The organism is Methylovulum psychrotolerans (assembly GCF_002923755.1).
Taxonomy (GTDB): Bacteria; Pseudomonadota; Gammaproteobacteria; order Methylococcales; family Methylomonadaceae; genus Methylovulum; species Methylovulum psychrotolerans.
The window spans coordinates 1-10,666 of record NZ_PGFZ01000029.1; the positions used below are offsets into that span (position 1 = coordinate 1).

Here is a 10,666-nt window from a genome sequence, read left to right on the forward strand (position 1 = left end):
TTGTTTTTAAATCACAGTTTCGAGAAAACTGTTTTGTTTTCAGATCATGGCCGAAGCCATTTTGTTTCTATATCGCAGTTGCCCGCTTTGTTTATTCGTCATTTAACGTGCTGAACTGGCACTGGTTTTGGCTCCCGAAAGGAGTCACAAAAATCCTATTGCTATCGCTTCAATACTTGGCGGCGCATCCTAAGATAGGCTTGATAGTTATTCTATCTCTTATTATCGCTCAGTTAAAGAGCTAAAATACGTTTTTAGGCATTTTTGGCTAACCTTAAGGATTCGGATATGTTAAGCAGCTGATGTTACGCAGCCCTTAGTTTTTGCAACTCTTCATAAGCCATTTGGTTGGCCTTGATGAACAGCTTGGCCCGCATCGCGAAATGGTTGGTTTTATGCTTTATCTTCAGGCATTCGAGCTTGAACACGGCATAGATGGACATGAAAATGTGGTTGTTTTGTGTAATGACGGTGCGGGTGGGAGATTTTGCCAGCCCCGCGTTGGATTTTAGCGATTTGTGGAACTCTTCGACTTTCCACCGTTTTTGGTAGATCGCCGAGGCTTGTCCGCCGTCGCACGCCAAGTCGCTGCACACCAGATTCAATAAGCCGATGCTGCCGTCTTTGTTTGTAAAGACCCGCCGGACGAACAGCACTTCTTGGGGGAAGCCTTTCATCCAGCCGTGCACCGCCTGTTGATCCGCCAATTCCAGTTGACTGATACCCTCTAGGGCACGCGTCCGTACATAGCGCCCTTCTTTTTTGTCTTCTTCCGTCAACGCCACCAAGCGGTTGTCCTTCAAGGCGCTGATGAAGTGCTTGCCTTTCTTGAGGATGAACTCGAAGTTCTCCTTGGCGGCAAACCAGCTGTCGGTCAGGACATAACGGAACTTGATGGCGTTCGCCACGCAGGCCGCGATCATGGCCCGCAACAGCTTGTTTTTGGTGACCGCGCTGGCCCGCTTGACTTTACGGGTCTTCACGTCGCAAAACTCGTGGGGCTTGCGCACCACCTCAAAGGCGACCGGGACGGACACGTCCCCGCTGTGGTACAGCGCGTTCAAGAGGTTGATGCCCTTGACCGTACGCCCTTTGCAGTGGTCAAAATGCCAGCACATGACTTCGTTTTCGTCCGTCCAAGCCTTTTCCTGGACGGTGTCGTCAAAGATAAGACACCCATCGTCGCGCTCGATCTGGCATACGATAGGCTTTACCTGGCCCTTTATGCCCTTTGGGTGCACAGATCTTTCGAGGTGTATTCCCTCGCGGACAGATGGCGGGTCATTTGGTCATGGCTGATCTCTCCGTCAAGCCCGTCGCCGTTGCAAAGCCTTGGTTGCAGATCAGGTAGTCTGTGTAGAGTTCTATTTTTTCTTTTTCCATCCCTCAATGATACACTTTTTGGGATGGGCTGACCGTAAGGATTCGTTCGTAAATGGATAGTAGAGCAATATTAGTGTCTAAACAATGAGCCTATTCAATCCGTCCGAAATGGATGTCCGATCTATAACTGGTGTACGAAATACATTTAGCTTACTTTTGTACACTACAAAAAGGCATGTCCGAAACCGGTCGGTTTCGGACTAAATAATGTGGTAAAAACGGCGTGATTGTAGGCGGGATGCGGGTTGCAGGCCACTACTATCCATTCGAATAATTCAACACCTGCAACAGTACATGGCGATACACCGGAAAGTTACACCTTGTCGCCACTCAAAATCCTATGAAACAAATCTGTCGTTTGTTTAAATTCACCCACGGTGCAAACGGCGTTGGCACAACCAGACGCCGTTTCCGTCCCACAGCAACAGCTTCAGGCGGTTGCCCGCCCGGTTGCGGAATACGGACGCGGAGCCCGCGCACGGCGTATGCCCCAACGCCTGCTGGACGATGGCCGACAGGCCATCGGCACCCTTACGCATATCTACGGGCGACACCGCCAACCAAATCTGTGGCGGGCATGGGATCAGCCCAGGCATCGCCACAGCTCCGCCAACCAAGCCGCCGATACGCCCGGCGGCAGCTCAAGCCAGTGGCCGCCCGCGTGCCGGGGGTCGGTGCCGCCGTATCGACTTGTACGGGAATGAAGGCCGGGGGCGGCGGCACCCGACGGTATTCGCACAATCGTGCCGCAAAGGTTTTGGCGTTCAGCTGCTGTTGCCGGCAAAAATCCGCTTGCGGAAGGCCGCTGGCCTGCCATGCTTCAATATGCCCAATCCACTTCTTTGATAATGCCATCGTTATTCCCCATACAAAAGGGCAAGGATGACAGTTCGTAGGTGGCTGGGTTAGACGTTTACAAACAGTGCAGTAGTTGATATAGTTACCGCAACACAGCATAGTAGTAATATTTTGATTTCATGAGTGCAAGACAAATTCATGTATTCATCAGTCACGCATGGGCTCACTCTGGACACCATGAAACACTTGCTTCTTGGATTTTTGGTGAAAACTGGTCAGTAGGTCAAAAATCACTTGATTTTAGAAATTTTTCAGTACCCAAAGACGATCCGGTACACAACGTGACGAGCGCCCCACAATTAAAAACCGCAATCTACAATCAAGTAGCAAGATCACATGTAATTGTGATCCCAAGCGAAATGTATGCTGCATACAGCAATTGGATTCAAAAAGAAATTGACGGAGCAAAGCAGTATAGCAAGCCGATACTGGTAGTAAATCCTTGGGGGCAATAAAAAATATATAGGCTTTTGTTAGCAATGCAGATATGAGCGTTGGTTGGAATAAACAGCCTGTGATCGACGGAATTTGGCAGCTTTATTACTCACAAAAATAAGAAAATTTAATACTTTAGGACAGGCAAGAGAATGACACCAACCATTATCAACGACCAAGACCTGCCGGGCTTGTATCAAGCCGCAGACGGGGCATCACTTAGAGCCCAATCCATATACTTTTGGGGTCTTGGTGTTTATTTGGTTCTTCTGCTTTGTGCCGCACTGGTTTCCTTTACTTGGCCAACGAACATTCTAGGGGCACTCACATCAGCAGCGCTATTTCTATTAACACTTGGCATTCTTATTGGTTTAAAGGTAAAAAAACCAGATGACATTTGGTACAACGGTAGAGCTGTGGCAGAGTCCGTAAAAACAAGATCGTGGCGCTGGATGATGCAAGCTGAACCGTACCAAGATGTCGGAAGCCACGAAATCACTTCCAAGCAATTCATTAGCGACCTGAAATCAATATTAATCCAAAATAGAAGCTTGTCGCATGAGTTAACTTCGTCGACAAGTGTTCTTGATCCAATTTCAACTAAAATGAATGCCGTGCGGCAACTGTCTTTGCCAGAGCGACTTGAGATTTACCAAGAACAACGCATAAATAATCAAGCAAACTGGTACTCTAAGAAATCAATTTTCAACAAAAAAAGAGCTTTCCAGTGGTTTTGCGCATCAGTCATACTTCATGCCATTGCCATAATAATGCTTTTTTATCGCATAACAGAGCCTACTGCCAGCGTTCCAGTTGAAGTCATTGCAACAGCGGCAGGAACTGTTCTGACTTGGCTTCAAGCGAAAAAACATGGCGAGCTAAATTCGTCTTATGGATTGGCAGCTCACGAAATTGTTTTAATAAAAGGCGAAGCGCTATCCGTAAAATGTGAAAAGGAGTTTTCTGAGTTTGTAATAAATAGTGAAAGCGCATTTTCACGAGAGCACACTCAGTGGACAGCTAGAAAATCAGATTAATGTATATGTCCGCACTCCATTCACCATGGCTAACTGTCGATTCAACGCGGATGGTTAACTTTGGCGTTACAATATATTTATAAAATAGGTACTCCGCATGGCAAAGAAACAAAAATTATGCTTCGTCATAATGGGGTTCGGTAAAAAGACTGACTTATCTACAGGTAAGACGTTAGATCTCGATAAAACGTATAAAAACATTATTAAACCGGCAGTTGAAAAAGCAGGATTGCAGTGTGTTAGAGCCGATGAAATTCAAGACTCTGGCCTAATAGATAACAGTATGTATGCTCTGTTAATGTATGCAGATTTAGTTGTAGCAGACATATCAACATATAATCCAAATGCAATATATGAATTGGGTATTCGACATGCAGTTAGACCCTATTCAACAATCATCATAAAAGAACAAGAAGGTACCATTCCTTTTGATCTTGATCACACGCGTATCTTTCACTATTCGCACCTAGGTGATGATATTGGAGTTGATGAAGCTAACCGATGCAAGGAAGCCCTATGTGACATGATCGAATCTATACTTCATAAAAAAGTGATTGACAGTCCCCTTTATGATTACATAAAGGATATTGAACCACCCAAATTGACACAAATTGAATATAAGAGAATTATTGGAGATTTGTCAAAAAGAGAAGCAAATATTTTTGCCATATCCGAACGTGCTAAACACTGTATGGAAGATTCTAATTTCATCGAAGCGGCTGCGCTATGGGAAAAGGCAGAAAACTTAGTTCCTAACGAAGCTTATTTTACTCAGCAGCACGCTCTAGCCAAATACAAATCTAAACATCCAACAGAAATATCCTCTTTGTCAGATGCGCTTCGAATTATTGAAAAACTAGATCCAGATGGTGAAACAAATGATCCTGAGACTCTAGGGCTTACTGGTGCTATATATAAGCGTATGTGGTATACAACAAGTGACAGTGAGTGCCTAAAGCGAGCAATACATTACTATGGTAAAGGATTTCAAATTCGCCGAGATTACTATAATGGGGAAAATTATGCTCTTTGTTTAAATTTTGCTGCAAATATTGAAAATGACATGGAAGAAAAAACTTTTTATAAAATTTCAGCCAGAAAAGCAAGAAAAAATATTTTAGAAATATTGGCATATTTATTTGATAAAGAGGCGGAGTCTCAATCAACAAATAAGTGGCCGTATGCAACATTAGCAAACTGTTTTTTTGGGCTTGGCGATAAAGAAAATGGACTTATGTATGAAAAGGTTTATCTAGGCCTTGTTGGTTCAGAATGGGAAAAGGAAACTTATTTTGAAAGTAAAGATATATTAATCAAAGTAATTGGGGAATAAATAATTATGGCTAAAGATTACAAAATATTTATAAGTCACTCGTGGCAATATACCGATACGTTAGAGGCATTAAGAAATTTACTTAACGAGAGGGGATATTTTAATGCTACATATGAAGAATCTACGAAGGATAATCCAATAAATTCTGAAAATGAAAGTTACGTAAAGAGAAGGCTGGCACAAAAAATTGGAGCATCAGATGTAATATTGGCGTTAGCGGGTGTATACGCAAGTCATAGTTCATGGATGCAATGGGAATTAGATAAGGCTCTGGAACTAGGTACTCCAATCATAGGTGTCATTCCAAGAGGCCAGGAAAAAATATCCACTATTGTATCTTCACGATCATTAGAAGATGTCCGATGGAATACAGAAAGCATAATCACTGCAATAAGGAAGCATGCAAAATAAATTATAACAAAGTGCTGCACTTAGACAAATTTTCCACTTCGCTCAAAACTTGCCGATGAACACGGCGTTGAATGGCATCTTATTGAAACCCTGCCGACATTTAGCGCAATGCTTCGAATGTCAACTAAGCTAGGCGTAAGGATTCGTACATAAATGGATAGTAGTGGCCTGCAACCCGCATCCCGCCTACAATCACGCCGTGTTTACCGCATTATTTAGTCCGAAACCGACCGGTTTCGAACATGCCTTTTTGTAGTGTACAAAAGTAAGCTAAATGTATTTCGTACACCAGTTATAGATCGGACATCCATTTCGGACGGATTGAATAGGCTCATTGTTTAGACCTAATATTGCTCTACTATCCATTTACGAACGAATCCTTACGGTCAGCCAGGAAGGCCACCCCCTTATCTTGCAGTTCACCCAGCACCGCCACCAAATGCGACAGAGACCGCCCCAGACGGTCAAGCTTCCAGACGACTAGGGTATCCCCCGCCCGTAGCGATTCAAGGCAACGCGTCAATTCTGGCCGCTTGGCAACTGCCCCGCTGGCCGTGTCCGTAAAAATATACTCACAGCCCACCTTGGTCAGGGCGTTAACCTGTAAATCCGCTTTTTGGTCATCGGTCGAGACCCGTGCATAGCCGTATTTCATTGATTTTTATGAGATAGTCGCTCAAGGTCGTGAGGGTCTGCACCTGCGGCCTTTAAGTCGGCAAAAGTCAAACCCATACTGTACAAAACTATATTTGCTAAATCCGGTTCCATGTGTGCGTCCGCGAGTTCGGCGAGAGCGCAGGCGATACCTTACAGACGGGCGGCGGCGACAGTGGATAGTTGCTTTTTCATATCCACATTCTTATACAAAATTATTAGACTTGCAAGCCATTGATTTTAAATATCTCGCCGATTGTCTAAAAAACCTTCCTTTGTTAGACATGGTGGCATTTATCTTGATAATAGGCGTTTATACTGCTATGGTGATAGATGACTATAACCTAATGAGGACACCAGACTATGGCAACATTACACGACAGCACAACAACCCGATGGACGGTATCCGTTTCAAAAGAAACAGACACATCCTTGCGCTGTTTTTTGGCACAACGCGGCATGAAAAAAGGCGACATTTCAAAGTTTGTCGAAGAAGCCGTTAAATGGCGTGTCTTCGAGCAGACCCTTGCCGAAGTCAGGGAGCAGGTCGCCGACATCCCGCCCGAAGAAATGCAGGCAATAATTGACGAAGCGACAACCGCCGTCCGCCAAGACATGCGCGAAGAATTCGCAAGAAAAGAAGCCTAATGCTGGTTGTACTCGATACCAACATCATCATCAGCGCGATGCTCCTGCCCAATTCCCAACCTGCCAAGGTTATCGCACGGTGGCGGGAAGGGAAATTCAAGCTCCTGACATCGGCACCGCAGGTTGACGAACTTATGCGCGTCACCCGCTACCCAAAAGTCCGCGATCGGCTCAACAGTGTCCTTACGGGGCGGCTCATCAATGAAATGCGCGACATTGCCGTTATGGTCGATGATTTGCCGCAGGTTGATGTTTCACCCGACCCTTACGACAACTATCTGCTTGCCACGGCGAGTGGCGGGCTGGCGGATTATCTGGTGACTGGCGACAAGCTGCACCTGCTCATACTCAAAAAATTCGACGGCATCCCTATCGTGTCCGTTGCCGATTTCCTTGCACGAACCCGCTGGACATAAGAAACAGCAGCTTGCGCCTTATGGATTCTCACCCTAAGATTCAGACAGAAAAAAAGCCGCCCATCCAGCAAGATACAGCGGCTTTTCATCACATCGTGCTGTCATCGGGTTCCCACCCTGTACCGCACGGCCAGTCTAACAAAACTCATGAAAAAGGGAAGGCCGAAAATGAGCGAACCGAACCGCAGCCTTGAAAAAAGCCTCGCCAACTTGCAACGCACCATCGAAGAACGCACCGCCAAGGAAGGGAAGCCGACTGAGGCCGAAAAACACGCCCACAAAACCGCTGACATCATCCAGTTACCGCTATGGCCGGAAGTTACCAGAGGCACACCGAACAGCTTTTTAAGGGGCGCATTGTTCGCGGCCATCCAAGGCAAAGAGCGGGAATATTTCAAAGGGAAAATGCTAGCCACCCGTGAAGGCATCAAAATTCGATATACAGGGATGCAGCTTGACCAGTCAGATCTTGACGTTTGGGAACAGGCCGCCGAACTTGCCCGCGCCCATCCTTTAGGAAATGTCTGCCATTTCACTATTCACGGGTTTTTAAAGGCATTGGGGCGTAACACAGGAAACAAAGATCATGAGTGGCTAAAAGATGTTTTGCGTCGCCTCACCGCTTCATGTGTTGAAGTCACCCACGACCGTTACACCTATGGCGGCAGCCTGTTGGAGTTTGTCCACGACGAAGAAAAAAAAACTTATATTTTAAGTCTAAATCCTAAAATTTTGTCGATGTACAAAGCCGGATGGACGGCGATTGATTGGGACATACGCCAAAAATTACGGCGAAAGCCGCTTGCCCTATGGCTTCATGGGTATCTGTCCAGCGATGCAGAAAACTACGACACCAAAATTGAAACCATTCACCGTTTGAGTGGTAGTAAAACAAAAGAGCTTTGGAAATTTAAGCAAAACTTAAAGAATGCGCTCACCGATATTGAGGCAGCAACCGATGGACAGATAAAAGCGACCATTGAGGGCGATATAGTGAGTTTCGAGAGATTTTGCACGTCAACCCAAGCGCGGCACATTGCCAAAAAAAGCCGCAAAAAAGCCCTACCAAAAACGCCAAAATAGGCACGGGATACGAGGTAGGTCGGCACGGGATACGAGGTAGGTCGGCACGGGATACGAGGTAGGTCGGCACGGGATACGAGGTAGAATGGAAAGAAAAAAATACCTTATAATATATTGATTTATAATTATTTTTTTGGTTAACGCCACGCCCTTAAATCCTTATTAAATCTTTTTTAAATCCGCGTACGCGAAAACCGCCTGTGAATAACTCACGCCCACGCCCTGAAAATCAGGTGCAAAAAACGCAGAAAAAAAGCAGGGCGGAGTCGCCGTAAAACGGTGACCTGTGAACGCGGCCTAACTGCACCCTGACGGGTTTTAGGCCACCAGCGCCGGAGAGAAGCGCGGACAGGTAAGCGGAAAAATAGTAATTATCGGGTTTTTAACTATGCACGGTTATTTTGCGTTTCATAGACGGATTGCACCCATAGCCGAATCTATAAGGGCAAAAGCAGGAAAGCAATACAAACCCCCGTTTTAAGCTATCAAAAGCAAAAGCAGTTGATTAGCGCATGAAACAGTAATTAACTCGAAAACAGGCGTGAATGGGTTTACCCTCACATCCTGCGCATTACCAACCAAACAGACAAGCAAAAAATAAACGCCAAGGCCTATTTTTTAGCCGTGCAGGCGTTTTTTAAGCCTTACCTATACCAATGCAGCCATAAACCAACAAAGCATCACCACGGCTAAAAAATAGGCCTTGGCGTTATTTGTGCCGCACAGGAACAAAACAGGCCGACCGTAAGGATTCCTTCGTAAATGCGTAAAGTCGCCCGGAAACCCGCGTCAAACCTAGAATCTAAGCGCAATTCCATAGACTACAGAGGTGAATAGCAGTAATCTGTATCAATTGAACTATCCACGCAAAATACCCCTGTAACCCGCACTCTACCTGTAAAAAATAGTGGTCAGTTTAAAGTAAGCTTCAATTGGGACGAAGATTTTGCATTAAAGATTTCTGGCTTTACTCATTTACGAAGGAATCCTTACCATCAGCCAAACAAGGGCAGGCCAACACGTTACCTAGTGAACGGGCGACAACACACTACTGCCAAAGCTTGACCCTGCCTGACTATGGTTTACAGTAGACGCAACAGTAACAATTTACGATGGGCGACCCAATGTTAACACTCGGCCAAGCAGCCAAAGAAACAGGCGTTTCAAAGACCGCCATTTCCCGCGCCATCAAGTCAGGCAGGCTTTCAGCCTCAAAAAACGAACAAGGCGACTACCAGATAGACCCCGCCGAACTTTTCAGGGTTTACCCCGTAACGGGTGAACGCAACAGTGACGCGAAACAAGACGCAACCCCAAAAGATTATAGTGTGTTACAGGGTAACAGTGATGTTTTACGCGAACTGTTACGGCAGGTGGAGGGCGAGCGCGACGACCTGCGCCGGAGGCTGGACAATGCCGAGGCCGCTCGGGAACGGGAAGCCGACGAGCGCGAGAAAGCCGCCGCTGAACTCCGACGGTTAACCCTGCTCATCACCCACGAACAGCAAGCACCCAAAGCCGAACCTGAACAAGCACAGCCAGTGCCGCCAGCCACCCCGCCAAAATTCCTTGGCGCATCGGTGAAAGTTTGGGCAACCATTGCCCTAGCTTCCTTCATGGCCGTTGTCTGGATGTGGTGGAACAGCCGTTAACGGGTAAGTTTAAATCCTGTTGCAGACAAGACCAAAAATCATAGCGGTTAATGGAAATGCTCGGCTTACCCAACCGGCTGGGGTGTCTGCAAAACAACTTGGTGCGCCTTTTGATCGGCAGCACTGAGCGGAGATAATATTATTGTCCTAACATGAGAAAACGGGTGACGGTCAGTCTAGGCCCCTGTCACAACACGGCAGAAACGACCCTAAAAACAGCACTCATAAAAGGAAAAAACCCGAAAACCCCCAATTAAAAAAAGCCTGTAAGCCTTGTCGTTTGTGGTTTGTATCGGTTTTTTAAAAAGTGTTTATGTCTAACATAAACACTTTTTGGCTGTGCGGTATCCGCAAAATTTTTTTACCTTGGGTAATCATTTTTACGTTACGCACGGCGTGTTGGGGTCGCTAAAACACACCGCAATTGTTGTGTTATCGGAGACTGTTTGGATAGTTTGTCTGATCCTGACGGATAAATACTGTCGTCCGCAATGGAAAACAGCCGACAACATGAAAAAATCGGCGATTGCACAGTGGATGCAGTTGCCAATAGAGGTGATAGACCTAGGGATGAGTCAGCGACAAATCAACAGGATTTGAGGGCTTAATAATTCACCGATATATCGGCTTTGTTTTTAAATCACAGTTTCGAGAAAACTGTTTTGTTTTCAGATCATGGCCGAAGCCATTTTGTTTCTATATCGCAGTTGCCCGCTTTGTTTATTCGTCATTTAACGTGCTGAACTGGCACTGGTT

10 protein-coding genes and 2 pseudogenes are annotated in these 10,666 nt (G+C 45.9%); 8 read left to right on the forward strand and 4 right to left on the reverse strand.

The genetic code is table 11. The features are described from left to right. Positions 1-305 precede the first annotated feature (305 nt). The 3 genes and pseudogenes from AADEFJLK_RS22755 to tnpA form a co-directional block, all read right to left on the reverse strand. Positions 306-1,383, reverse strand: a pseudogene (locus AADEFJLK_RS22755) (IS701 family transposase). 371 nt (positions 1,384-1,754) lie between these two features. Further along, positions 1,755-1,979: pseudogene (gene tnpB / locus AADEFJLK_RS22760) on the reverse strand (IS66 family insertion sequence element accessory protein TnpB); the annotation flags it as partial. Continuing rightward, positions 1,915-2,238, reverse strand: a complete 324-nt coding sequence (gene tnpA, locus AADEFJLK_RS22765) for an IS66 family insertion sequence element accessory protein TnpA (RefSeq protein ID WP_249028121.1) — start codon at positions 2,236-2,238, stop codon at positions 1,915-1,917. The gene tnpA and the pseudogene tnpB, both read right to left, overlap by 65 nt. A 122-nt stretch (positions 2,239-2,360) precedes the next feature. Here tnpA and AADEFJLK_RS22770 point away from each other — a divergent pair, with 122 nt between their 5' ends. The 4 genes from AADEFJLK_RS22770 to AADEFJLK_RS22785 all read left to right on the forward strand — a co-directional run bounded on the left by AADEFJLK_RS22770 (position 2,361) and on the right by AADEFJLK_RS22785 (position 5,457). Then, positions 2,361-2,696 (forward strand): TIR domain-containing protein, encoded by a 336-nt coding sequence (locus AADEFJLK_RS22770; RefSeq protein ID WP_211299322.1) that lies wholly within the window; start codon positions 2,361-2,363, stop codon positions 2,694-2,696. A gap of 132 nt (positions 2,697-2,828) precedes the next feature. Continuing rightward, positions 2,829-3,713, forward strand: a complete 885-nt coding sequence (locus tag AADEFJLK_RS22775; RefSeq protein ID WP_103975914.1) for a DUF4231 domain-containing protein — start codon at positions 2,829-2,831, stop codon at positions 3,711-3,713. Positions 3,714-3,810: 97 nt separating this feature from the next. After that, positions 3,811-5,046 (forward strand): TRAFs-binding domain-containing protein, encoded by a 1,236-nt coding sequence (locus AADEFJLK_RS22780; protein WP_103975915.1) that lies wholly within the window; start codon positions 3,811-3,813, stop codon positions 5,044-5,046. 6 nt (positions 5,047-5,052) lie between these two features. After that, on the forward strand, positions 5,053-5,457 hold the full coding sequence (locus AADEFJLK_RS22785; protein ID WP_103975916.1) for a TIR domain-containing protein: 405 nt from the start codon (positions 5,053-5,055) through the stop codon (positions 5,455-5,457). Positions 5,458-5,815: 358 nt separating this feature from the next. On the opposite strand, the gene AADEFJLK_RS22790 is transcribed toward AADEFJLK_RS22785, so the two are convergent. Next, positions 5,816-6,112 carry a recombinase family protein gene (locus AADEFJLK_RS22790; RefSeq protein WP_146054717.1) on the reverse strand — a complete coding sequence of 99 codons (297 nt, stop codon included), beginning with the start codon at positions 6,110-6,112 and terminating at the stop codon, positions 5,816-5,818. A gap of 362 nt (positions 6,113-6,474) precedes the next feature. On the opposite strand from AADEFJLK_RS22790, the gene AADEFJLK_RS22795 reads away from it, so the two are divergent. From AADEFJLK_RS22795 to AADEFJLK_RS22810, 4 genes are all read left to right on the forward strand, one after another. Next, entirely contained in the window at positions 6,475-6,759 is a 285-nt protein-coding gene (locus AADEFJLK_RS22795) for a ribbon-helix-helix domain-containing protein (RefSeq protein ID WP_088621387.1), read from the forward strand. Then, positions 6,759-7,175: a putative toxin-antitoxin system toxin component, PIN family gene (locus tag AADEFJLK_RS22800; protein WP_088621386.1), complete on the forward strand. Its 417-nt coding sequence runs from the start codon at positions 6,759-6,761 to the stop codon at positions 7,173-7,175. The genes AADEFJLK_RS22795 and AADEFJLK_RS22800 overlap by 1 nt, the downstream gene beginning before the upstream one ends. 168 nt (positions 7,176-7,343) lie before the next feature. Further along, entirely contained in the window at positions 7,344-8,258 is a 915-nt protein-coding gene (gene trfA / locus AADEFJLK_RS22805) for a plasmid replication initiator TrfA (RefSeq protein WP_103975917.1), read from the forward strand. Between the two features lie 1,124 nt (positions 8,259-9,382). Next, the gene (locus AADEFJLK_RS22810; RefSeq protein ID WP_146054718.1) at positions 9,383-9,910 is read left to right on the forward strand and encodes a hypothetical protein; all 528 of its coding nucleotides are present in this window, start codon (positions 9,383-9,385) and stop codon (positions 9,908-9,910) included. Positions 9,911-10,666 lie beyond the last annotated feature (756 nt).